This is a genomic window from Leptolyngbya sp. PCC 6406, from assembly GCF_000332095.2.
GTDB lineage: Bacteria > Cyanobacteriota > Cyanobacteriia > Phormidesmidales > Phormidesmidaceae > PCC-6406.
The window spans coordinates 3,216,755-3,240,655 of the sequence record NZ_KI913949.1 but is presented as its reverse complement, the minus strand read 5'-3'; the positions used below and the strand labels follow the sequence as shown (position 1 = coordinate 3,240,655).

The following is a 23,901-nucleotide window of genomic DNA, read 5'->3' as shown; positions in this document are numbered from 1 at the left end:
AAACCCAAAAAAAAGGTCGGCAGAGCCGACCTTAACCGAGGGAGTTGCTAGAGAGCGTTACGGACAAACTGAGAGTGGAGACAGGCAGAAACCGTTTCCTGGAAACGAGAAACCTGAACTACTTGGGCTCTAACTTGGGCTCAAACTTGAAAGCATGATCCTTCAGCAGGCTGCTGACCTGGCCCAAGACATCGTCACCCTTGCGAATAGTTTGACGCTCGGGATAAAACTCCGGCTGGTTCATATTGCAGGCAATAGCATCCTTCACTTGGTCAGAAATCAGGACCGCCAATTCAGCCCGCGCCTTATCCCGTTGATAATTGGCACCCTCCTCCGTGGTGGCATAGAGAGGCGGTAGCCGGTTGAGAGCGTAGGCCGCAATATCTCCCAAATCTAGAGTATTGTCGGTGCTAGCTTCGATTTCCGCTACCCGCGAGATGGCCTCCGTTAGCACCAGCTCCTCCATCACGTTGATGAACTGCTTGCGGGGAACCGCCACAACCTCTCCCGTGAGTAGGGCACCCATCAGGCGATCGAGGGCCATGTACTCTTCAATGGAGAGTTCAGAAGCGGTGTCACAGATTCGCCCCACCTCCGCTTCCATGGCGGGGGTCAAGTAACCGTCTTGGAGCGCCTGCTCCACAATTTTCTCAATAGTCATAATTTTGTGATGTCCCCATGCTCCGTTGTCATATCAGCGCAGATGTGGTCAGAAGCCGGGTAAGAATCAGGAACCCATCTTCGTTTTGCTGCGCCTATTGTGCCCCTGACCTACCCAAAGCTGACATGGTGATCCATAACTTTAGGGTGTTCTAGCTAAATTCCTGCCCCAGGTCTGGATAGGGCTCAACTGCCTAATCCATTCGACGGTTTAGCCACGGACCCGGATCAACCGCCACCCCATTTACATAGAGCCCCCAATGCAGGTGTGGCCCAGTGGAAGCCCCAGTGTTGCCAATGGTACCGATAGTCTGTCCGGGCTGGACAAAATCTCCCTCCTGTACCGCAATGCTGTTGAGATGGATGAAAATACTAGCAACCCCTTGGCCGTGGTCAACGCCAATGGTGTTGCCATGGAGTTCAAAGCCATCTGCTACACGCCCCACGAGGGCTACCCGACCGGCTGCAGGAGCAATAACGGGGGTACCCGTGGGGGCGGCATAGTCTATGCCCCGATGGTAATAGTTTTCAGCAAAGACGCCATTGTAGTAGCGGCGCACCCCATACTCGGAACTGACTCGCCCTTGGCTAGGCCGAAGAAAAGCCCCATTCCAATGCTGTTCAGGCGTGATCAGGGCTTTGAAGGCATCCACTCGGTTAAATTCATGATCGGTGCCCAGATTTCTGCTACTGGCGGGCAGGGTAATCCGCTGGATGCGAAAGTTCCGACGGCTGAGCCAGAAAGCGGGGTTGCGCGTGTCCTCAGGGCCAGTCACCCTGACCACATAGCGCCCCGAGGGTTGGAGCGGACTAGTGGGGACAAAGGCGCGATAGCGATCGCCGCCCAGGGCAAAGGTGGGGTAGGTCTCGCCGTTGACGGTAATGGTGGGGGGCTCAGCGGCTCCCGTGCGCCCCGTCACGAGAATCGAGACCGTGTCTCCCTGACTTGGCCCCGCCGGATCAATGGTCACTTCGTAGGCTAGGGCGGGGCCTTGACTCAGGAACACCAGCAGGGTGGTAATCCCCGCCAGTAGCAGCAACAGTCCTGATCGCCATCGGGAAGGTCGTCGTAAAAGCCGGAGTTTAGGCGTCAGGGTGCGATGGCCCATGGGGGCCGGTTGCTGACTATGGCAGTTCAGGAAATCGTTCATGGCCGGTGGCGGTGGGGGTCAGACTCCATCAGACAGCTTTAACGTAGGCGATCGCAGTGCGCCAGAGCACCACAGATTGCCCCTCTGCTTCGATACAGACACAATCTGGATCCTGCCAGCGAAGCGTCCCGTTAAAGGTATCTCCGGTGGTGAGCTTGATTTCGAGGGTCTGCTTATCCCGCAGAAACCCCTGCATCAGCTTTGTACTTGGTAGGCCCGTATCCAGTTCTAAGCTCATGGCAAGTGCTGCCCCGTCGAGCAGCCCGTAAAACACATTGGTTTTAACTTACCCGGTTTCCCCCAGGTTGAACCGGAAGCCCCAGGAAAGTTCTAGGATAGGGACGGTTTGGGGGCGATTAAAGCGCCCCATTTATGCGCATTATGCGCAGGATGAAGACCATGGCCATCGCCTTTAGCAAGTACCACGGCTTAGGAAATGACTTTGTGTTGGTGGATAATCGCCACCAGTCAGCACCCTGCCTGACCCCAGAACAGGCGGTGAAATGGTGCGATCGCAACTTTGGCATCGGTGCTGACGGCGTCATCTTTGTGTTGCCGGGGCAGCAGGGCACAGACTACACCATGCGGATTTTCAACTCCGATGGTTCCGAGCCAGAGATGTGCGGCAACGGCATTCGCTGTCTAGCTAAATTCATCGCCACCCTAGAAACGGCAGACGGCCAGCCCGCTGCACCCCCCAAAGCCTATACCATCCATACCCTAGCGGGTACCATCACCCCCACCCTGCAACCCGATGGCCAAGTCACGGTAGATATGGGCGAACCCCAGTTGCTAGCAGGGGAAATTCCCACCACCCTGGTAGCCCCAGACCAGCGGGTGATCAGCCAATCTTTGGGGGTGGATCAACAGCCCTGGGTGGTGACCGCCGTCAGCATGGGCAACCCCCACTGCATCACCTTTGTCGAGGATGTTGCCAGCCTGGATTTAGCGACCCTAGGGCCAAAATTTGAGCACCACATTGCCTTTCCCCAGCGCATCAATACCGAATTTATCGAAGTCATGGCGCGAGACTATCTCAAAATGCGGGTGTGGGAACGGGGGGCCGGAGCGACCCTGGCCTGCGGTACGGGGGCCTGTGCCGCAGTGGTGGCGGCGGTGTTGACAGAGCGGTGCGATCGCATTGCCACAGTGGAACTTCCCGGTGGTCCCCTGCGGATTGAATGGTCCGCCCCCGAGAACCGAGTGTATATGACCGGCCCCGCCGAGCAAGTCTTCACCGGAGTCATGGACTAAGGATGGGGAGATTTGTGTCTCCAGAGCCACTAGCATCAGCGAGATTCGCCTGGGGTAGGGGCTAGATTTTTCCTATACCGTCAGTTCATCGAAGTGATACACAACCACCCCAGTACTGGGATGATTGCTGACGGCAACGTAGCCCCTTTTGACCATATCCCTGAGGAGTGTTTCCGTTTCTTCAAAACCCAACTCCGTCTCCATCACCGCCTTGGTAACGGAAAGCTGACCCCCATGCTTGGCAGCGGCCCTGAGAAGTTTGGCCATTTTCTGTTCTGGGGTCTCGGGAACGGTGACGGTAGGTTGAGGCTGGGGATCTAAAGGGCCAAAGGGACTGTAGCCATATTTAGCCCGCAGTTTGAACTGCTGTTCCTCCGCCATCCCCGGTACGAAGAAAACATCTATAAACTGACCCACACCAAAAAGACCCCAGGTACATAACCACAGCAATCCACTACCAATCTTGCCGTTGTAAAGGCGGTGTAGCCCCGCAAAAGGACTCATAAATCCTGCAATCCAGAGGATGTAGGACACCGTTAACTGCCTCTGTCCTGAAGGTGCCGCCATGGATGTTCTCCCGCTGCCCGAGGTGTGGGTGGTTCACCCCCAATTATAGGCGGGAAATCTAGGAGCCTCTAGAGCCCAGGGGGCGGACTTCTCCCCCTGGTGCAGGCAGATTGCCGCCCTTCTAGCCCCGAATCCCTTGCCGACATCCTGAAAGGTTGTTACATTACTTAACGTTTGCTGTCTAACGTTATGCCGCCTGTATTCCTGGAGGGCCGCAACACTTGTCGGGGATGGGGCTGGAATTGTGGGGAACACCAAGATGGAAATGGTCCAACTCCTACGGGGTTACGCGGAGGGACGACGGGATTTTGGCCAGGTAGATCTTCGTGAAGCCTGGTTGCCGGGTATCCAGTTGCAGGGCGTGCAGCTAGTCCAAGCCGATTTAGCGGGGGCTAACCTCAGCTACGGTCTCTTCCAGGAAGCGGACTTGACCGGGGCCATGCTGTGGCGGGCCAACCTGACCCACGCCTGCCTAGAGGCCGCTTGTCTGGACCGAGCCATTTTAATTCGCAGTCAACTTGTGGCAGCGCAACTGTCGGGTAGTCGCTGCACCCAGGCCGATCTACGATTGGCTAACCTGCGGGGAGCCCAGTTGCAAAATGCGGTCTTGAGCCACAGTCGCCTGTGCTACGCCGACTTAACGGGCAGCAACCTACGGGGGGCTGACCTGCGACATGCGGATTTGACCGGGGCAATTCTTCATCGGGCGGATCTGACGGGATGCCGTTGGCAGGGGGCCTATGGACAGCGAACAGACCTGTCCCAGGCTGTTGGGGCGGATGTGGATGGTCAACTGACGCCGGTTTAATTCCGATTTAATAATGGGTGCCGGTTTTACGGGAATGGACGGCGGTTTTGCCCTCAGTCTGAAGTAATTCCCCGGTGGTTACCGTGGCGTAAACGACCCAATGATCGCCGCATTCCATGCGGTTGGCCACCTCACATTCCAGATAGGCGATGGCATCTTTGAGGATGGGGCTACCGTTTTCCCCTATCTTTGTATCCACTCCCACGAAGCGATCCTCCCCTGGGGCAAAGGGCTTGAGGAAGTGTTTCATCAACCCTAGGTGCTGACCTTCCTGGAGAATATTCAGCACAAAGGCGTGGCCGGGGTACATCAGGGACTCGATGGCCCGATCCTTGGCGACGGCAACGGTAAACCCAGGGGGGGTAAAGGTGGCTTGGGAGACCCAGGAGGCCAACATGGCGCTGCTGAGGTCTTGGTGGCGAGTGGTGACCACGCAGAGGGAACCGACGATGCGTCCCACGGCTTGCTCTACCGATGTGGCGGGGGTGCGGGGAGCTTTGGCCCGCTTTACCTTTTTCAGGGCTTGGGCAAAGTCGGTGCCCACCTCTTCACAATATTTCAGGGTGACTTCTGTGGGTTTGAATTTGACCCGAATGGGGTCAAAGGCTAGGGAATAGCCTGCGTCCTTGAGCTTGCCCTCTAGCAGGTCAATCGCTTCACCACTCCAGCCAAAGGATCCAAAGACTCCCGCCAACTGGGTTTTGGAGGCGGTAGACAGGACAATACCTAGGGCGGTTTGAATCTGGGTGGGGGCATGGCCGCCCAGGGTGGGGGAACCGATTAGGAAGCCCGCTGATTTTGCGATCGCGGATTTGATCTCGTCGGGGTCAGCCTGTTCGGCGTTGATGGCCTCCACCGTCACCCCGGCCTTCGTGATTCCCCGAGCCAGGGTTTGGGCCAGGGTAGCCGTGTTGCCGTAGGCAGAGGCGTAGATCAACGTCACAGAAAGCTCCTGCCCCGTTTGCTGTTGGCTCCAGGTACGGTAGGCTTGCACCGTTTCCCGGACACTGTGGGCGACCAGGGGACCATGGCCGGGAGCCAGTAGCCGAGGCGTCAACCCCTCCAAGCGGTCCAAAGCCACGCTGACTTGGCGCACGCTGGGGGCCATCAGGCAATCAAAGTAGTAGCGGCGATCCTCCTGGAGCGCAGCGGGATTCAGGTCATAGATGGCATCTTCGCAGCGATGTAGGCCAAAGAATTTATCGCTAAAGAGGGTCTGGGTGTAGTCGTCATAGCTCCAGAGACCACCGGGCCACCGGGCCGTGGGTACAGGCAGAAATCGGAGGCAATGGCCCTGGCCTAGATCTAGGCTGTCGTCGCTGCCTTTGATTACGAGGGAGGCATAGGGCCGATCCCCCAGCAGGTCTTCCAGGGCTTTTGCCGCCGGGTTAGAGCAGACGAGGGTAGCTTGGGGAGCTTTGTCTAGCAACACCTTAAGGGTTTCCACCCGGTTGGGGTTAACGTGGCCCAACACGATGTAATCCAAATTCTCCGGGGCAACCTGTGCCGCCAAGGCAGTCAAAAAGGCGTCGGTGAAGGAGGCTCCAGGGGGATCGAATAAGGCGATGCGATCGCCCCGAATCAGATAGCTGTTAGCGGTGGTGCCCCGCTCTAGGGCGTATTCAATCTCGAAGCGGAGGCGATCCCAACTGCGCGATCGCAGCACCTCAGTATCGGCGGCTATGGTCAGCACCTGAACATCGCGCACTGAAGCGGCAGTCATGGCAAGAATCCCTGGGGAACAATTTCCATCCCCATCCTATCGGGCCAGCTTCCCTCCCTGCTATCCACTCCCCCAATTGGATCGAAAATTAGGAGGTCTGCCAGATAAACTTGCCCTCTTTCCACAGAGCCGCGATCGCGCCAATAGCGTACTTAGTGATGGTTTCGCCAAAGAGCAGGGACACAATCTCCCAGGTAGGCAACACCCCCGCAAAGGCCACAAGGCTGAACAACAGCGTATCCAGAGGCACGGACACCGCATTGCTCCCCGCCACCCGCACGAGCCAGGGGTAGGGCAGTAGCTTTTGATAAATTTCCGTATCCGCCGTTTCCGCCAAGACGATGGCGAGAAAACTGGCCAGGATAATGCGAAAGGGCACGTCCAGGACAGCACTCATTGCCACATTAGCCAGAGCTGCTATGGCAATGGTGAGGTAAACTCCGCCCCGCCCCGCACTGTGGAGGCGATCCCGTTGGGTAAAGGTGATGCCAAAGATAAACGTCCCCACCGCCACCTGGCCAAAGAGGGGGAAGGGTAAAAACCAAGTCGCCGTATAGTTGGCCCCCAGGGTCGCCAGGATATAGATGGCTGCGTTAATCCCGTGGGCTCGGGAAAACCGTAGGGTCATGACTGAATGGCAGCCTTCAGTTCGGCACAAAAGGTTGAGAGCGCCTTCAATCCCTCCTCGGGGGAGCCCTCCGCCAGCCGTTGCACAAAGGCACTCCCCACCACCACTCCATCCGCACCCCAACTGCGAAGTTGGGCCGCCTGCTCCGGTTGGGAAACCCCGAAGCCCACAGCAACGGGTTTGTCAGTACTGGCCTGTAAATCCTGGAGTAAATCCTGAACCCGGCTCTGGATTTCCCGCCGCACCCCCGTCACCCCCGTCACACTGACGAGGTAGATAAATCCCTGGGCCTGGGCCGCGATCGCCTGAATTCGCTCCGGGGGACTGGTGGGGGCCACCAGCAAAATCACCTCTACCCCCGCCCCTTGGGCCGCCGTCAGCAGGGGATTGACCTCCTCCAGCGGCAAATCGGGGACCACCAACCCCCGCACCCCCGCAGCGGCCACCTCCTGAAGAAAGGATTCAATGCCGCGATTCAGAATCGGGTTGTAGTAGGTAAACAGAATGATGGGGGACTGGATATCCGGCGTCACTTGCCGCACCACCGTCAGCACATCATCCAGGGTGACGCCCCGGCCCAAGGCCCGCGTGGAGGCGGCCTGAATAACCGGGCCATCTGCCAAGGGGTCAGAGTAGGGCACCCCCAGCTCGATCAGGTCTGCCCCCTGCTGATCCAGCAGTTTGAGGGCAGCGATGGTAGTGTCTAAGTCGGGATCGCCAGCGGTGATAAAGGGAATCAGGGCACATTGACCGCGATCGCGCAGCGCCTGGAACTGTTCAGATACCGATTTCATTCTTGTCCCTTCCACAACCGTGGTTCTCCGCAGACAGCCCTTCTGAATCTAGGGCAAGATGCCGCCCCAGTCTATATGGAACACTCTCAGGTTGCGTCTCCCGAAGAGAGAAAACCTGGCCACTGAGTAAACCATTAATTCCCAGATCTCTAAGCGAGTTAAACTTAGAGCAGTTTGGGACTGATAAACCACCCTGGTTCAGGCTGTTTCCCAGGTCACGACATTTGATGAATTCATCGCCTGGTACCCAGAATAGGGGCGCTATGAACTGATCAATGGCAGGGTACAAGAGGTCAAGCCAACTGGAGTCTACAAGCAGGTGGGCGGCTATCTGAATGGTTGGCTAGCGGTGGAAATTGCCCGACTAGAACTGCCCTATTTCATTCCCAAGAGCTGTACGGTTAAACCCTTCAGTGAACAGTCGGAGTATTTCCCCGGTGGGGTAGTGGTGGATTCAACTCAGCTCAAACATGAACCCCGCTGGTAGCGAGAATCTACGCTGACCCGAGGGAAGTCGATGCCCTATCGCTATATCCTCAAAGCCCCCTATAGCGACTGGCATCAGCACCAGTCGCTATAGAGTCACCGCTACATTCGAGCCAGAGCAGCGACCTTTTTCTGCTTAGCAGGCTCTAGCCCCTCTAGATCTGCTAGACTGAGCCAGCCCTCACGCACCAACTGAGAAAAGACAAAGATCAGGACAGAATAACGGTAATCATACTTGCCGTCTATATCGTGGCGACGAGCACTCAGGTAGTCGTGTAAGCGCCAGAGATCCTCTAAATCTGAAATATGATTGATCTTGTCTTTTACGTCCTTCATTAAAGCACTAACTTCCTGCTCATAGGCTTTTTGAAATGCCACCTGAGCAATTTTCTTCTCCGTTTTAGTCCAGTCCTTATCAATCGCTTGCATCCGTAAACCTGAGTCTTATCAATAGTTACCATTGTGCCGCGATTTCTCGGCAAAAGCTACCCAGATCGGGAGATTTCAGCGGGTATCGCGGTCGCCAGCCTAGTACTCTGCGGCGTCAATACCCTAACCGTTCTATCGTGGTACACCTCGGCCCCTCACCGTTCGGCTGAGCTCACGCCGAAGCCCTAGCCGTCTCCCAAGGGGAGAGGGGACCGGAAAATGTTGGGCTGGTGCGACAGAATAGCAAGCCTATTTCAGCCTAGGTGTACTAGTTAGGATCCGCGCAAAACAACTCCCGTCCGTAGGGGCAACTCTTGTGGTTGTCCGCCCACCGGGCAACCACAGAGATGGGATGCTGTCTTGAATTGCACGTCCCTCAGTAGATTCTCCTGTCTCGACCCAGTGAATAGCATCCTCAGGGGTGGTGGTGCTCTCTAGCACGGCGAGGAGGCCGGGGCGATAGGTGTCCATCATCATGACGTTGGCGTAGACGAGGCGTTTGATCAGGGCAGGGGTGAGTCTGTCCCCCTCCACGTCGATGCTGGTCTTGTAGCGAATCTCGCCATCGCTCCATCGGCGATCACTATCTCCGAGCTGGTGCGTTCCCATGAAAGGGTTGGACATGAGCCCCGAAGCCTAATTGGAGTGGGAACCACTTCAGGAATGCCGCTACGAATACATCGACAAGGTTTAGTTAGGATTGCAGCATGATTAGGCGAATTTGTTTGAGGATTTTCAGGATGTCGTAGAGTTGGTTACGTTGAGGAATCAGTAACGAGAAAACGTTGGAAAGGTCATACTGGGGTAAGCCTTGGGTGACTATTTTGATAAACATAAATTCGTCCCCATTTGCGACCAACCCATAAACAGGGCGATCGGGATTGGGGTTTGCCATCATGTAGGCCATGGTTTGGGGTAAGGCGATCGAGAAGGCAATGGTGGACTTCGACTCGATGACCAAAACCCAAAACTGTTGCTGAATAATCAGCGTATCGATGCGTCCCCGCAAAATTTCATCGCGATCTTCTAGTTCAATTTCCAGACTGGGTTCTGTCGATACGAAGAATGGCGCATCATACAATCCAGCGATTGTTAGTAGCGGCGAAATCAAGAGTTGATTAATGGTGCCTTCAGCGAGAGAGCCTTGGTTTCTGTGGCGATCGAATCGGGCTTTAACTTGATCAAGGGTATCGGTTTCTACGGCAGTTAATTCTGGTAGATTGCTTGCCCATTCCAGGAAGAATTGTGGATCTTGGCTCGGCACTACACCGAATCGCTGCTGTAGTGCTGCCATGGTGAGGATGGTTTTGGAGATGGCAAGGCTTTGAGTCATGTTTGCAGCCAAGAGCCAAGGGTCGGAAGTCTTGCTATTATACGGGATTCGTCACGGGGGGTTCGACAAGGTCGATCGCGGCTTCTGGTTCGACACCTGTTTCAAGTATGGCTTGGATGCCGGGGAAATAGGTGTCCATCATCATGACGTTGGCGTAGACGAGGCGTTTGATCAGGGCAGGGGTGAGTCTGTCCCCCTCCACGTCAATGCTGGTCTTGTAGCGAATCTCGCCATCACTCCAGTCCATCTCAAAGTTGCCAATGATTAGGCCGTAGTTGGCGCGGGTAATGAATTCCGCTACGGCTAGGCGCTGTTCTGGGGCAGCCTGGAGGGAGCACACAGAATAGAACACCACCTGCTGAGCTGCTTCCCTGACTTTGGCATAGCAATTCCATTGACCCTTTTCCCCTTGGCAGGCTGTGCGCAGAGCCGATTCCCCTTGCAGCTTGGTAAAAGACCAATCATCCTCAGTGAAAAACTGAATCAGGGTGGTCAGCAACGGCTCTGGGGTCACAGCGTCGGCAATGTCCTCCAAGCCGCGATCCACCGCCTCGGTGAAAACGTTGCCCAACTCCTCCAGCAGTTGACTGGTTGTATCCTCCACCACGCTGCCCAAGTTCGCCTCTGTCCAGTCGGCAAAAAAGCGGGTCAAGGCTGGGGTGATATCAGCCTCACTCAGAGTGCCAGCGGCCAGAGCCGCAGGGTTAAGGGTGTGCCACAGTGTCGTAAAACCCACCTCTCCCGTTTCCTGCTGCTGGGTCACCGACAGCGCCAGCCAGTTTTCGGTCTGGAGCAGCGGATGCTCTGGGGTGGTTTGGCTCAGTGCCAATAAGTAGTTTGCCGCTGCCTCCGCCGTCTCCGCATGGGGAGCCAACTCCGCGAGAAAATCGGGCTTCAGCGTCACCACGATCTCCACATCTGCATCGGGCAAGAATGCTCCCCCACCCATCGCCCCCCGCAGTTCTGGCTTGAGGTTAAACAGCGCCTCGCGATCGATTTGCTGGTAGAGGTCTGGCGTCGCTTGAAAGTCCATGCGGCACTCGATCACCTGATCCTGCTTACGGACACAAGTAATACCGTTGACATCCGTTGCCCAAGAATCTTGAGCGTTCCGAAATAGAGTAATCGAACGCCCCACCTGAAAATGGGTACAGCCTTCAATCTCAGCTAGGGAATCCATCAATGTTCGCTTCTGAGTCATTGTCTTTCAATACCCGACCTACGGATATTCCTGCTTAAGAATTAGCCTGATTTCAGGTAAGTGTCCCCTGAGCGGCGTCGTTGGCTTTGCCGCCCCAGAGGGGCTAGGGGACATTTTGCGTGGGTTGTGGCTTTCTCCCTCGGGGAGACGCAAGGCGAATGACTTCGCTCAGTCAACGTAACCTTAATGATTCAATCCCCTCCTGACTAAACCGCTACAACCCTTGATCCCTCGTTTGAAGGTAGGGGGAGATGTGAACGGTCACCTCTCATCATGAATTAACAGATAAAGTAGTGACAAAATAGTGACAAAATAATTTAAGCGGGCAATTCAATCTGCTCTAGCTGATCAGTCAACACTAGACCATATACATCCACGGTTGACTGCTTATATAGTGCTAGTTTTCCTGAGGGAAAGATGACATTCCAAAGGTAAGGATCATGGTCTTGATAATGGCCAAGATCTTGTCCTTCAAAAGGCTCAACTACAACGCAGGTTTCATATCTAGCAGCAATATTTTTGGCTATATCCAAAAGATTTACATCCAATTTCAAGTGATCTGACCAATTAACCGTGATGCCAAGCGGCAAGCCGTTATCATAGTCCATAATCATTGCAAAGCCATTGGCCTCGTCGTTGGGATAGTTAATCGTTTCCACTGCAATTCCCAATAACTTTGACAAACAATCCAGGAATTCCTTTTCTGGAACTACTTTTTCAAGATAAATCTGTATACTCTGTGTCATGCCTCTAAACCTCACTAGATATAGGGTTCACTTGATAAAAAAGGCACTTAAATAAATCCGAATTGCTTAGCTAGCTGTTCAATTTCCTGAGCATCGTCTATCCTAATAATTCCTTTGCTTTGTTGAGCTGATAGTTGCTTACGTGCATTTTCAGGATCTCTCTTAAATACAAGCAAGAGATTATATTTGTATGACTCTAATTGGATTATTCCTGGACCATCTATTGGATACAAAATAGCGTCATGAAAGGAATATTTTCTTCTAGCTAGTCTTTTTAGCAAATACAGAAAAAGGCTTTAATATAGGTCGAAAAAGAATCCTGAACTCTCCTAAAAAGATTAAGTGAGCGCTCAATCTTGAAGTCAGTAAACCTTTAAGCTTAAATATAGCTGTTATCATAATCATGAATCTTGCTATATCTAGTTCATGAGTACATCAAGAATTCTTGTAAACCTTCTAGCTCCATATCCAAAAGTTCATCATGTAGAGCTAATAGCTCTGTCAGCTTACAATGTATTAAGGCAATTTGGTCGGCCTTAAAAGTTTCCAAAAGATTATTTTCATGCATTTTTGCAATAACAGCAATAGCACCACTTTGTACTGGTATGGATTGTTTTAGGCAATGCATTAAAAAAGGGTGTAGACATCGAGGAGGATTTTGAGTAGAATTCCACGAAATTTCATTAATAAGCTGTCGCTGAATAGCTGTTAAGCAGTTAATTAGGGATGATTCATCATTTTTACAGTGGATCTGCTCAACCAAAGAAAATAATAACGAAGAAATTTCTGGGTTTGGCGAAGAGCTTGCCACTGAAAGTAGAAAAGAGAGCGAACGTATCATTATTGGGTTTTGAGAGCTACCATAACGTACTACAAGCGTTCGCAAACCTGATATTGAAGAGCCAATTTCCTCCATTAAATTAAGCACCTCTGTATCGGTCTTTCGATCTCGTTCAAGAGCTTCTAGTTTGTCTAGGCGTTCTAAGATGGCTGACATAAAAATAATCCCTATTTTACAAATGCCTTACCTGTTTTTACCTCAACATCAACACGAGCATCTTTATTTTTTTTTGGCAGGTTATCATTCTGAAAAGTTAAGCTGACTGGTGCATCTACTCCGTTACCTTTGGATGATTTGTTTATGTATGCTTCAGCCTTCTCGAAAGCTTTGTCTCTCAATTTTAGCTCCGTCTTATTTAATTGGCTTTTTAAGCTATTAAGACCGACAATAGACTCTTGAGCATTTGGTGGCGTAGGTCTTGCCCAAGGCCAAGATAGTTCTAAACCTCCACCCTGAACCTGTAATCTTCCCCGATGAGCAGTTGGATCTTCTTCTTGTTTTTTCCCTCCCTTTTCTCTAGCAAGAGCAATATAGTCATAATCCCAAGTGTTTACTCCATCAACTACTGTGATTGATGTAAATACAGGATGAGTTGCTTTAACGTTGGCAGCAGCCTTCTCCGCATCCTCCTTAGAAATTTTTCCTTCTTTAGTATACTTTTTCTCTTCTTGATCTAAAGCAGTTAAACCACCACGAATCTTTTGTTTCTTTTCCGGATCAGTTACTTCGTTTACAGTATTTTTCTCTTTATCCTTGCCAAAACCAAGCTTCCTAGCAAAGGCGATCGCTTTGCTGATGACCCAGCCGATCGCCTTGTTGATCGGCTTTCGTACCTTCTCAATAATAGATTGAATTTTCTGGCTGATGCCACCGAGCCCCAGCAGGCTGGCCATAAAGCTGATTACCACAGGCACCGACTTGCCCAATGCCCCTTCAATGGCAGTCGCTGCAACCCCCATTGCCCCCTCTGCCATGGCTGAAATTGAGCCCGTCACCGCCGCCACGAGGTCAGCAATCTGCCTGCCCCGTTCGATTAAGAACTTGACGATATTGACGATCGCCATACATGCCTTGACAAAGGCCGAGGCTGGGTTCAGCAAGCTCAGAATCCAGGTAATACCCGCCTTGATGACGCTGTTGCTAACAAAATCCTTGATACCGCCGATCACCGTCTCCTGGAGATCGCCGACCTTGTCCTGAATGTACTGCCAGAGACCCGCGATGCCCTCATTCTTCAAGATGATGAACATCTCGAAATGCTTCTCTAGGAAGCCGACGACGGGTTCACCGACCAGCTTCGCCACCTTCTGGCGAATCATGTTGTAGACCAGCCCCAGCACCTGCATCACCAAAGTAAAGATGCCCTTGAGGTCTAGTTTGTCGGGGAGTTGGATGCCCGCCCCCGCGATCTCACCCGTCAGCCAGCCCAGCAGACCATTTTGCAGGTGTTCTCCAATCTTGGCCGAGAAATTCTGGAAGCCCTGCTTTACCCCAGCAATCAAGTTACCCAGGAAGCCGATGGGATCCTGGATGATTTTATTTACGGAGCCAGCGGCACCCGCTAATGCTCCCATGAGCATATTTTTGAGTTCAGCAATTGTATTGAGGGCTCCCCCGACCGCATCCTTGGCCTTATCCCATAGCCCACGGTTGGCCGCCTGCATTTCGGTGATGCGCGCATCCACCGCCTGGATGCCCTCGCTGTAGCTTTGGGCAAGGGAATCAATTAACTCCTCTTGCTTATCGTTGACACTCTCCTCTAGGTCATCGAACTGGGCTTGAATATTCTCCGCCGCTTCCCGGCCAAACTCTTGGAGTGATTCTGGCAGGCCGGTTACATAGTCGTGAATTTGCTGCCGTCCCTCGGCAATGCGGTCCTTGGCTTGATTCAGCGTATCGGCGACTAGGTTGGCAATGTCCGTAAGAGCCACATCCATCTGGTCGATGTAAAGCTGTTTGCCCTCAACAAAAAATTCGTTAACCTCTGGAGGAAGACTAGTCAAAGCATCCCAAGCGCGAGTGCCATATCCACTCACGTCATACCACTCGCCATAGCGCTCCTTCTTCCAAGCATCCATCTTGCGCTTGACATGGTTCTCAAAGGCTTGCTTGGCTTTTTCCGCCGCCACATCAAACTTGCTGGTGACGCCATCCTCTAGACCGTCTAGGGTTGCCTCAACATCGGTTTTGGTTTGCTCGTAGATTCCATTGATCTCATTGGCGACCTTTGCCCGCTCGGCCTCATCCTGGGTTTGGGTGTCGGTCTGTTGGTTCACGACCTGGCCAAGGATGGCTTCGCGATCGCCATGCATCGCCGTCAACTGCTGCTGGCTCTCCGCCTGGGCATCGGTTTGAGTTTGCTCAATAACGCCTTGTTCTTCCTGGCGGTAGGCAACTGGAGCCGTAGCGGCATGGGTTCGCACCTCATCCCGAGCCGTTAGGGCTGATTGAAACTCCGGCTCATTGGAATTGGCCAGTTGCTCCTCCGTGACATTGGCCTCCGCCATCTGTTGATCAACAGATTGGGCATTGGCCGCCAGCGGTGCGGAGACGACCGCCTCCGGTTGCGGCGTTGGGGCCGCCCGCTCTGCCCCAACCTCAGTCATCGCGGTTCCCGGTTCCGCCGGAACCAACGGGGTTTCTACCCGAGGTTCAATCCCGCTTGTATTGGGCTCCGCTTCGCTGGCTTCACGAATCGCGCCCGACGCCTGCTCCTGTTCTGTTGCCACCTGAGACGATACGCCGCTACGAACGGAGTCCAGTTCGTTATTGTTGCCAAAATTGTCCGCAGCCTCTTCTGTTTCAGGAATGACCGCTGCAATTCTTGCTAAAAGCGTCGCCTTAAAAGCTTCGGCGTTGAAGCTGCCGGGGGGCTGTTGATTCATGACATCAACCTGCTGCCCCTCGGCTTGGCTCTCCACCTCATTGTCAGGGGACTGGGCTGCGGCTTGGGCGGCTTCTGCCTCGGCCTCGGCAGGTTCGTGGGCCTGTTCTGCTTCTGCGACAGTGCCTACATCTGCCACCACCGCTTGAAAACCAGGATTTTCCTCAGCCGCTGGTGTTACTGCGCCACTCGCACTGGCCGCAGCACCGACAGCCGATCCGCTGACCGCTGCTGCTCCAGGAGCGGTAGCAGCGGAGTTTTGGGCAGCAGCGGCAACATTCCCTGGATTTTCCTCTGGTTGATTCTCCTCTGGCTGGGATGCTGCCGTGGCCCCTGGGGCTGCGGGTTCTGGCGGGGCTGCCTCCGGCTGCGGGGCTGTCTCTTCGGAGGCTTGCGAAGACGGAGACTTGTCCTCTTGGTTGGGAGAGGACTGAGGCTCCGCTTTCTGGGAGGAGGGTTTGTCCTTTTGGTTGGAAGAGGCTTGAGGCTCCGCTTTCTGGGAGGAGGGTTTGTCCTTTTGGTTGGGAGAAGACTGAGGCTCAGCTTTCTGGGAGGAGGATTTGTCCTTTTGGTTGGGAGAAGGCTGGGATTCGGCCTTTTCCGTGGCAGGGGCATCAGCAACCTTGAACTGGAGCTTGTGAGGCTTCCGTTGCAGTTGGCTCCCGGTTTGCTGGATCGTGTGGGTAAGTTCATGGGCCAGGAGCTGCTTACCACTATCGGCATCGGGGGCATATTTCCCAGCATTGAAATAGAGGCCAGTGCCATGGGTGAAGGCTTGCGCCCCCACCTCTTTGTTCATCTGCACCGCCTCTGTGCCCGTATGCACCCGCACCTGGCTGAAATCCGCGCCAAAACGGGGCTCCATGAAGCTGCGGACATCCTCCGACAGGGGGATGCCGCCGCCTTTGCTGCGTTGGAGGCGAGTTTCCAGATCATGGCTTGCTGTGAAACCCCCCTTGGCGGATCGCTGCACCGTAGCCTTGAACTGCACCGGCTCCTCTTCTGGGCCTGCGCTATCTCGCTGGAGCAGTTTGGCCTGGAGAAGTTCTTCGTCTTGGGGGAACGCCTCCCGCTGGAGTCGCTTCGCTTGGAGGGGTTCCTCATCCTCTAGAAAAGCATCCCGTTGCAGGAACTTGGTTTGGATCGGCTCCTCGGTTTCTAGTAAGGCGTCCCGTTGTAGAAGCTTGGCCTGTAGCGGCTCTTCCTCTTCGGGCTCTTCCGTATCGGGCAAAGCGTCCCGTTGCAGGAACTTGGCTTGGACCGGGGTGATAGTGACGGCGATCGCCTTGGCCTGAATCTGGTCTGGGTCCGGCTCCGGGGTCTCGGTATCTAGTCGCTGTATTGGAGCGGGGTCGGACATGGCCATGACTTGGGCTGCTACCCGATCCGCTTCCTGTTCATAGGGATCATTGGGGGCACCAATGGCAATCTTGGCCTGAATCGAGTCGTGGGTTTGCTCTTGCTCTTGCTCCGCCTCGCAGCCATCGCATTGCCGCTGCACTGGAGGTGCAGGGGTGGCTGCTTTCGGAAAAATACTGATGTGGGCAATGTCGAAACCCCGAGCGTGGGAGACCCGTGGGGCGGTGCTTCCACGGCGCTCAAAGCCAGAAGTCCAGGGGCGTTCTTCCCAGAGCTGCGATCCCCTGGAGGGCACCGTAGGCCCTAGGGGTCGGGATAGCATCTGCCCTGGACGGGGCTCAAAGACATCCCCCACTGGGTTGTAGGGGGATGGGGCGAGTGTAGCCTGGGCCGGTGCAGCAGGCGTAACTTGGGGAGAAGCCGTCTCTGGAGTGTGACCTGACATCGGCACTGGGAGCCCAACGGCCCTGCATGCTGCTTGTTACTCATGATGCCATGAGTGCCCGGTCTAGAGCCTTCGTAAGTCAAGAAATCTTGGATTAATGAGCCAATTTACGATCAGCGATTGGAGCGTCTTGACCTAATCCCACGCTGGAACGTGAAATTAGGTCGGTACTTTATTAGATTGCACCTCCCTTAGCGTGGCTACGGTGTACACACAAGTCACTGCTTGATGCAAATTCCCGGCCTGACCCCCTCTACCTCCCCCTTTCCAAGGGGGAGGACAAGAGCAATTCCGGTCTCCCCCCTTGCCAAGGGGGGACTAAGGGGGGTTTGCAAGAAAATAAGATACCTATTGCCATATTGCCTATTGGTGCATTGCTTCGCGTTTCGCAAGCGACATAAAAGGCGAAGCCGCGCCTTAGCGCTATGCACCCTACAGTGATCAATGCTTCCGGTACTTTATTTAGACGCACGGCTCTTAGCGTGGGGGCCGTAAAGGGTAAGGGGGATCGCAATGCTCTAACGCACCATGAGGAGATAGTTTCCTAGGTCATTGGGACGCAATCCATTGACAATAATCGTATAGGTGCCGTCTTGAGGGAGCGTGATCACCACCTCGGAATTGGTGGTATTGGGATGGGCGTCATTATTGCTGGCCAGAGAATTTCTATCTGGATCTAGCACCGCCAGATAGGTGTCAAACTCATCGCTTTCCAGGGTGATGATGACCTGTTGGCCCGCACGTCCTTGGAACTGATGCAGATCGTAGTAGGTATTGTCGGGAGCGAGTTGATCCCCCGTATCCAAACGCCCCTGACGACGGAGGACGAAACTACCGTTGGATCCGGTGGATCCGCTAGAGGAACCTGGTGTAGAACCACTGGGACTGCCGCCGATGGTACTTAGGCGTAGGCTATAGCTGCCTTCTTCTTCAGGGCCAAAGGAGTTGGCCAGGATGGTGTATCTACCGTTGGCGGGGAGGGTGGCTACAATCCGGGCGTTGAGGTTACCGCCGCTGTCGTCATCGTCGAGGCGAAAGTCGCTGTTGTCGGTTCCCACCAGAATTAGGTAGGCATCTACATCGCGGCTGGTCATGTCGATCTGGATCTGCTGCCCCGCTTGTCCCTCAAAAATGTAGGAATTGAAGAAGCTGCCATCGGGCAGTACATTGCTACGGTTATCTAATCGCCCCTGAACTTGACTATTCAGAGTGATGGCGGTGGGCTGGCGATCTTGGCGTGGGGGGGGGGTGTTGGTGGTGGTGGCGGCGGTGCCATTCCGCACAGCGGTAATGAAGGGAAGGACTTGGTCCGTGGGGATGGCGAAGCCGATGCCGATGCTGCCGCCCTGTTCTCCGGTGGTGAAGATGGAGGTGTTGACTCCAATCAATTGCCCAGAACTGTTGAGAAGGGGACCGCCGGAGTTACCGGGATTGATAGCGGCGTCGGTTTGAATCAGGTTGCGATCGCGATCGATACGGCTGACGATGCCAGTGGTGAAGGTGCCTTGGAGACCAAAGGGGCTCCCGATGGCAAAGGCGAGTTGTCCCACCTGCACCGATCCGGTGGGGGCAATGGAGACGGTGGGTAGGCCCGTGGGATTACCTCGCAGCCGAATCGCCGCCAGATCCAGACGGTTGTCACCGTAGCCTACAACATCGCCGGTAAACTCCCGCCCATCTAGGAGGCGCACTTGCACCACCTGGGATCGCCGTACTACGTGAGCATTGGTGAGTACCAAGCCGTCGGCGGTGATAATGCTGCCGCTCCCCCTGCCGCCGTTGGCCTCTACCGCTACTACGGCGGGGCTAGCTTGGCGATAGACCCGAATGGAGGTGGCTTCATCAACGCCCTGGGCTTGGGCCGTACGGGGACCAAGGCCCAAGTGGGGCGTAACTGGGGCGATCGCTGAGGTTAGGGTGAGCCCTAGGGTGGTGCCTAGCATAACCGCACCCCTACTCCAGCCTTGACACTGTGTTGTCCAAGTCATCGTTCTGCGATCGCGTCTCATGGGGTCTGATTTGGCTATTGTGCTTATTAAATACGGCGCTTTTGCGCGGAGTCCGGTCTGGCGGAATTTCTCAAGATTCTTTCCAGACCCATAGCCTATGACTACATCTTTTCCGGTTCAGTTTCCACTGAACACCGAGAATGTTTCTCGATACCTATAGCGACATGACCCATAGCGACATGCGGTTGGATTGCGTACATCCCTGAGGGCGCACAGCCGTGCGCCCCTACCGTGGGCCTACTGGATTGAGATGAATACCGCTGCTATATGTATCCCTAATCCCTGTGCTCTATTGGACATAGGGCCGCAGCCCCGCCACTTCCCCCACGACGATGACACAGGGCGAGAGGGATTCCCCCCGCGTGTGCTGGACAATGGTGAGTAGGGTACCCTCCCAAATCTGTTGTTGGGGTTGACTGGCTCGACGGATGATCACCACTGGAGTGTCGGGACGTTTGCGCCAGTGGATCAACCGTTGGCAAATGGCGGGCAGGGAACGCCCCCCCATGAGAATGACCAGGGTAGCCAGTTGGGCCAGGGCTTCCCAGTTGTGGAGGTCGAGGTCGTGGGCCGTCAGCACGGCAAAGTTACTGCCCAGGACCGGATCGGTCAGGGGAATGCCCGCCAGTAGGGGAGCCCCCAGGGCAGAGGAGATTCCCGGTACCACTTCAAAGGCACATCCCGCCGCCTTCAGAGCTTGAATTTCTGAGGTGGTGCGGCCAAAGATGAAGGGATCGCCACTTTTGAGCCGCACTACCTGCAACCCCTGCTGACAGAGGGTGACTAGGCGCTGATCTATCTCTGTCTGGGGGGGACTGGGTTGTCCCCCCCGTTTGCCGACATTAATGCGATCGCAGTGGGTGGGCAGCAGATCCAGCAGAGCCTCATCCACCAAAGCATCGTGGACGAGGGCCTGGGCCTGGGTCAGGAGCCGATGGGCACGGAGGGTCAAATGGTCTACCGCCCCCGGCCCCGCCCCTACCAAGTACACTTTTCCTGCCGGGGTCAAGGGTGTCCGTCCCCAGTCGTATCAGCGGCTGGGGCCTCAGCGAAACTAGCAGAACTGGCCTCGGTGGCTGGAGCTTCGGTAGTTTGGGCCAGATAGACCCGAATCGCATCCGCCGTCACCTGGGACATGGGGCGACCTTCCCGATCCGCCGCCAACTTGAGCAGGGCGTAGGCATCTTCGCTAATCCCGATGCGGTGGCGTCGATCCTTCTTGGCGGGTTTGTACTGGGTGGGGTCGTAGGTCTCAGAGAACTGGCGCAGGGCGTCAAAGCCGACGCGATCGCAGAAATCTCCAAAGCTTTCCCCAGACCACCGCTGATCTCGAAAATAGACCAATAGGGGCTCCAGAAAGGTTTCCAGATCCTTCTCCGGCAACCGTTCCACATAGGCCCGCGCCAGTCGGGTTTGGTTGGGGGATCCCCCTAGCCAGATCTGATAACTCTCCGGTCCACTGCCCACAAACCCCAGTTCCGCCATGTAGGGGCGGGCACAGCCGTTGGGACACCCCGTCATCCGGACCACAAAATGCTCGTCCTGGAGTCCGAGCTGGGTAAGTTGCGATCGCAGTCGGGCCAGAATGCTGGGAATCACCCGTTCCGACTCCGTGATGGCAAGGCCACAGGTGGGCAGGGCGGGGCAGGCCATGGCATAGCGCACCAAGGGATCCAGATCCTCTGGCTCGATCACGCCATAGCGGGTGAGGATAGCCTGGATTTCCGCCTTGTCTTGGGGCTGAATTTCGTAAAGTACAGTGCTTTGGCTACCCGTGACCCGCATCGGCACTCGGTAGCGCTGCACGATTTCCCGCAGGGCAGTGCGGAGTTTCAGGCTGCCATTATCGTAGATGCGACCATTGTCGATGTTAATGCCAACAAACCAGTTGCCATCTCCCTGTTCGTACCAGCCCAGGTAATCTCGCAGCTCCCACTGGGGCAGGGGGCGAAAGGGTTTCAGCGGCTTACCCAGGTATTCCTCCACCTTCTGCCGGAAGACCGCCACCCCCCAATCTTGAATCAAATACTTCATGCGGGCATGGCGACGGGTGACACGATCGCCATAATCCCGCTGGGTAGCAACAATAGCCTTCACCGCCTCATAGATATCCGCCTTATCCACATAGCCAATCTCATCGGCAATGCGGGCAAAGGTCTCCTCCTTATTATGGGTGCGGCCCATACCGCCCCCCGCCAGAATATTGAAACCCTGGAGATCTCCCTGACCATTGGTGATCACCACCAAGGTCACATCCTGGGTATAAACATCAACGGAGTTATCCCCCGGCACCGTTACCGCAATCTTGAACTTGCGGGGCATATAGTGGGTGCCGTAGATGGGCTCCACACTATCGGGGAAAGTGGTGCCTCGGACGTGATTGGCGCGGGCTGCTACCACATCGGGATGCTCCTCGACGGTGACCGCCTTTTCCCCATCTAGCCAAATCTCGTAATAGGCTTCAGTCTGGGGACGCAGCAGATCGGCAATATTGTCGGCATAGTCCCGCGCCAACACATACTCCGGCTTGTCCTTAAAGGGGGCAGGCGGGGCCATGACGTTGCGGTTTAGATCCCCACAGGCTCCCAGGGTAGAGCCCAAACTTTGAATAATGGCGGCAACGGTAGCCTTGAGATCCTGTTTCAAAATGCCGTGGAGTTGGATGCCCTGGCGGGTCGTGGCCCGCAGGTTGCCATAGCCGTAGCGATCGCTCAGATCATCCAGCGTCAAATAGAGATCGGGGGGAATAAAGCCACCGGGATTCCGGGTCCGCAACATCATGCGGTAGTCCTTTTCTTGGCCCTTCACCCGGTTATCCCGGTTGTCCTGCTGATAGGAGCCGTGGAACTTGAGGATTTGTACCGCTGTATCGGTGAAGTGGGTCGTGTCGGTCTGTAATTCTGTGGCGAGAGGTTCCCGGAGGAAGTTACTGCGCTCTTTGATGCCTTCTAATTTGGATGGGGTTTTCTCAGGGGTGCCTGAAACGTTCTGAAGGGGACGAATGGGAGTCTGAACCATGACAAACCTAGGGGATGCAGAGGAAATCTACGGCACAAGAGAGGCACCGCAATCGCTTAGGGAGAACGGCCTTCGAGGGCTGCTCTGGACGATTGTACGGTAATCCGGTCGGGATTAAGGTGAATACACCCAATCTTAACACTGGATCCGGTTTGCCCCTAGGCGGGATTGATCAAAAAGCGGACTAGCAAATACACCCCAGCGGTGGTAATCTGCACCGCCGTTACAGGCAGACCGTACTGCAAAAAGGTTTGAAAGGAGATGCGTTTGCCATGCTGCTCCGCAATACCCGCCGCCACAATATTAGAGGAAGCCCCCACCAGAGTTCCATTTCCCCCCAAGGTGGCTCCAAACATCATGGCGTAGAAGAGGGGCAATACCACCACTGGTAGGTCGCCAGAGAAGTCCGGGACCAGAATATCAGAGGAGGCTAGCCCCACATTTACCACATACTCCTTCAGCAGCGGCACCATAGCCACCACTAGGGGGATATTGGGCACCAGGCTAGAGAGCAGCCCCACCAGCAGCAACAGGAGAATCGATCCAAGGGCAATATTACGACCTAGTACTAGGGCTAAGACCCCAGAGGCGGCACTGAGGACGCCGGTTTTCTCTAGGGCTCCGATCAGCACGAATACGCTCATGAAAAAAATTAGCGTGCTCCAGTCCACATCCCGCAGGATGTTTTGAATGGAGTCGATGCGACTGTGGTGGGTGAGTAAGAGACAGAGGGCGGCTCCCAAGAGGGCAACGGCGGCGGGGGAAATCGGGAGGGGTAAGGACTCGCCGATGACAAAAAAGAGTAGGACTAGGGCAACGACAAGACCGCCTAGGGTTAACATCCGGGGATGGTTGATCTGGGGATGGGGTAGGTGCTCTAGGTCGCTTAGTTGCTTTTTCCAGATGCCAGGAAACAGCACGGGTAGCATCAGGGTCACCACGAGAACCGCGATCGCACCTCCCAAACTCAAATTTCGCAGGTAGTCCAAAAAGCTGATGTTGATCGCATCCCCCACGATGAAGGTGGCCGGATCCCCCACCAGGGTCAACAGTCCAGCACTGTTGGCCACCAGCACCATCAAAATCAACAGCGGCACAAAATTCACTCCCAACTCTGTGGCAATGGGAGGGATCAGCGGAGCCAGGAGCATTACCGTGGTGGCATTGGGCAATACCGCGCAGATGGGGGTGGTAATGGCCACAATGCCCAGTAACAGCCGTTTCCCTTGCCCCTTGGCCAAGAGCACGATCTGGGTAGCGAGATATTCAAAGATGCGGGTGGGTTCAAAGGATCTCACCATCACCATCACCCCAAAAAATAGAGCCAGGGTGGCATAGCTGCGAGCAATGTAATCCGCTGCCTCGGATAGGGTGATCACGTTGAGAAACATCAACAGCATTGCTCCTAACATGGCCGCAATGGTCAGTTGGATCCATTCGGTCGCAATGCAGACAAGGACACCGACAAATACCGCTGACGCCGCCACGGCTTGCCAACTCTCCATAGAGCCTCCTGGGATGGGGTAGTTTTTTCGCGATGGTCAGGGACCGGCCCCAAAGGGTCA

At 55.0% G+C, this 23,901-nt stretch carries 21 protein-coding genes; 3 read left to right on the top strand and 18 right to left on the bottom strand.

Going from position 1 to position 23,901, the window contains the following annotated elements; translation table 11 throughout:
• Positions 1-118: 118 nt before the first annotated feature.
• From LEP6406_RS0214360 to LEP6406_RS0214350, 3 genes are all read right to left on the bottom strand, one after another.
• Positions 119-661, bottom strand: a complete 543-nt coding sequence (locus LEP6406_RS0214360; protein WP_008312500.1) for a late competence development ComFB family protein — start codon at positions 659-661, stop codon at positions 119-121.
• A gap of 193 nt (positions 662-854) precedes the next feature.
• Positions 855-1,811: a M23 family metallopeptidase gene (locus tag LEP6406_RS0214355; protein WP_008312501.1), complete on the bottom strand. Its 957-nt coding sequence runs from the start codon at positions 1,809-1,811 to the stop codon at positions 855-857.
• A 28-nt stretch (positions 1,812-1,839) separates the two neighbouring features.
• The gene (locus LEP6406_RS0214350) at positions 1,840-2,049 is read right to left on the bottom strand and encodes an Hfq-related RNA-binding protein (protein ID WP_008312504.1); all 210 of its coding nucleotides are present in this window, start codon (positions 2,047-2,049) and stop codon (positions 1,840-1,842) included.
• A 161-nt stretch (positions 2,050-2,210) separates the two neighbouring features.
• Between LEP6406_RS0214350 and dapF the strand changes: the two genes are divergently transcribed.
• Complete coding sequence (gene dapF / locus LEP6406_RS0214345) at positions 2,211-3,065, top strand: diaminopimelate epimerase (RefSeq protein ID WP_008312506.1); 855 nt, start codon at positions 2,211-2,213, stop codon at positions 3,063-3,065.
• 72 nt (positions 3,066-3,137) lie between these two features.
• On the opposite strand, the gene LEP6406_RS0214340 is transcribed toward dapF, so the two are convergent.
• Entirely contained in the window at positions 3,138-3,632 is a 495-nt protein-coding gene (locus LEP6406_RS0214340; RefSeq protein WP_008312508.1) for a TM2 domain-containing protein, read from the bottom strand.
• Positions 3,633-3,891: 259 nt separating this feature from the next.
• Here LEP6406_RS0214340 and LEP6406_RS28180 point away from each other — a divergent pair, with 259 nt between their 5' ends.
• Positions 3,892-4,440, top strand: coding sequence for a pentapeptide repeat-containing protein (locus LEP6406_RS28180; RefSeq protein WP_008312509.1), 549 nt, complete (start codon positions 3,892-3,894; stop codon positions 4,438-4,440).
• Between the two features lie 7 nt (positions 4,441-4,447).
• On the opposite strand, the gene LEP6406_RS0214330 is transcribed toward LEP6406_RS28180, so the two are convergent.
• The 3 genes from LEP6406_RS0214330 to trpA all read right to left on the bottom strand — a co-directional run bounded on the left by LEP6406_RS0214330 (position 4,448) and on the right by trpA (position 7,585).
• A complete protein-coding gene (locus tag LEP6406_RS0214330) occupies positions 4,448-6,163 on the bottom strand; it encodes a diflavin flavoprotein (protein ID WP_008312511.1) in 1,716 nt (571 codons plus the stop codon).
• Between the two features lie 88 nt (positions 6,164-6,251).
• On the bottom strand, positions 6,252-6,791 hold the full coding sequence (locus LEP6406_RS0214325) for a VUT family protein (protein ID WP_008312513.1): 540 nt from the start codon (positions 6,789-6,791) through the stop codon (positions 6,252-6,254).
• On the bottom strand, positions 6,788-7,585 hold the full coding sequence (trpA, locus tag LEP6406_RS0214320; RefSeq protein ID WP_008312515.1) for a tryptophan synthase subunit alpha: 798 nt from the start codon (positions 7,583-7,585) through the stop codon (positions 6,788-6,790). The genes LEP6406_RS0214325 and trpA overlap by 4 nt, the downstream gene beginning before the upstream one ends.
• Before the next feature lie 319 nt (positions 7,586-7,904).
• Here trpA and LEP6406_RS32890 point away from each other — a divergent pair, with 319 nt between their 5' ends.
• Positions 7,905-8,072 (top strand): hypothetical protein, encoded by a 168-nt coding sequence (locus LEP6406_RS32890; RefSeq protein WP_315874574.1) that lies wholly within the window; start codon positions 7,905-7,907, stop codon positions 8,070-8,072.
• A gap of 101 nt (positions 8,073-8,173) precedes the next feature.
• Here LEP6406_RS32890 and LEP6406_RS0214310 read toward each other — a convergent pair whose 3' ends face one another.
• From LEP6406_RS0214310 to LEP6406_RS0214265, 11 genes are all read right to left on the bottom strand, one after another.
• Positions 8,174-8,500: a hypothetical protein gene (locus LEP6406_RS0214310; RefSeq protein ID WP_008312517.1), complete on the bottom strand. Its 327-nt coding sequence runs from the start codon at positions 8,498-8,500 to the stop codon at positions 8,174-8,176.
• Between the two features lie 249 nt (positions 8,501-8,749).
• The gene (locus LEP6406_RS33855) at positions 8,750-9,124 is read right to left on the bottom strand and encodes a type III secretion system chaperone family protein (protein ID WP_008312518.1); all 375 of its coding nucleotides are present in this window, start codon (positions 9,122-9,124) and stop codon (positions 8,750-8,752) included.
• A gap of 70 nt (positions 9,125-9,194) precedes the next feature.
• Entirely contained in the window at positions 9,195-9,833 is a 639-nt protein-coding gene (locus LEP6406_RS0214300; RefSeq protein ID WP_008312520.1) for a hypothetical protein, read from the bottom strand.
• Between the two features lie 37 nt (positions 9,834-9,870).
• Entirely contained in the window at positions 9,871-11,013 is a 1,143-nt protein-coding gene (locus tag LEP6406_RS32190; RefSeq protein ID WP_051463694.1) for a type III secretion system chaperone family protein, read from the bottom strand.
• Positions 11,014-11,351: 338 nt separating this feature from the next.
• The gene (locus LEP6406_RS0214290; RefSeq protein ID WP_008312523.1) at positions 11,352-11,780 is read right to left on the bottom strand and encodes a hypothetical protein; all 429 of its coding nucleotides are present in this window, start codon (positions 11,778-11,780) and stop codon (positions 11,352-11,354) included.
• A gap of 424 nt (positions 11,781-12,204) precedes the next feature.
• On the bottom strand, positions 12,205-12,777 hold the full coding sequence (locus LEP6406_RS32885) for a hypothetical protein (RefSeq protein ID WP_008312525.1): 573 nt from the start codon (positions 12,775-12,777) through the stop codon (positions 12,205-12,207).
• An 11-nt stretch (positions 12,778-12,788) separates the two neighbouring features.
• Positions 12,789-17,309 (bottom strand): eCIS core domain-containing protein, encoded by a 4,521-nt coding sequence (locus LEP6406_RS30345; RefSeq protein WP_008312527.1) that lies wholly within the window; start codon positions 17,307-17,309, stop codon positions 12,789-12,791.
• A 518-nt stretch (positions 17,310-17,827) separates the two neighbouring features.
• A complete protein-coding gene (locus tag LEP6406_RS28155) occupies positions 17,828-19,252 on the bottom strand; it encodes a trypsin-like peptidase domain-containing protein (RefSeq protein ID WP_008312529.1) in 1,425 nt (474 codons plus the stop codon).
• A 355-nt stretch (positions 19,253-19,607) separates the two neighbouring features.
• Positions 19,608-20,327 carry a uroporphyrinogen-III C-methyltransferase gene (gene cobA, locus LEP6406_RS0214275; RefSeq protein ID WP_008312531.1) on the bottom strand — a complete coding sequence of 240 codons (720 nt, stop codon included), beginning with the start codon at positions 20,325-20,327 and terminating at the stop codon, positions 19,608-19,610.
• A complete protein-coding gene (sir, locus tag LEP6406_RS0214270; RefSeq protein WP_008312533.1) occupies positions 20,324-22,336 on the bottom strand; it encodes a sulfite reductase, ferredoxin dependent in 2,013 nt (670 codons plus the stop codon). Before sir ends, cobA begins: the two co-directional genes overlap by 4 nt.
• A gap of 158 nt (positions 22,337-22,494) precedes the next feature.
• A complete protein-coding gene (locus LEP6406_RS0214265) occupies positions 22,495-23,841 on the bottom strand; it encodes an SLC13 family permease (RefSeq protein ID WP_008312535.1) in 1,347 nt (448 codons plus the stop codon).
• Positions 23,842-23,901: the final 60 nt, after the last annotated feature.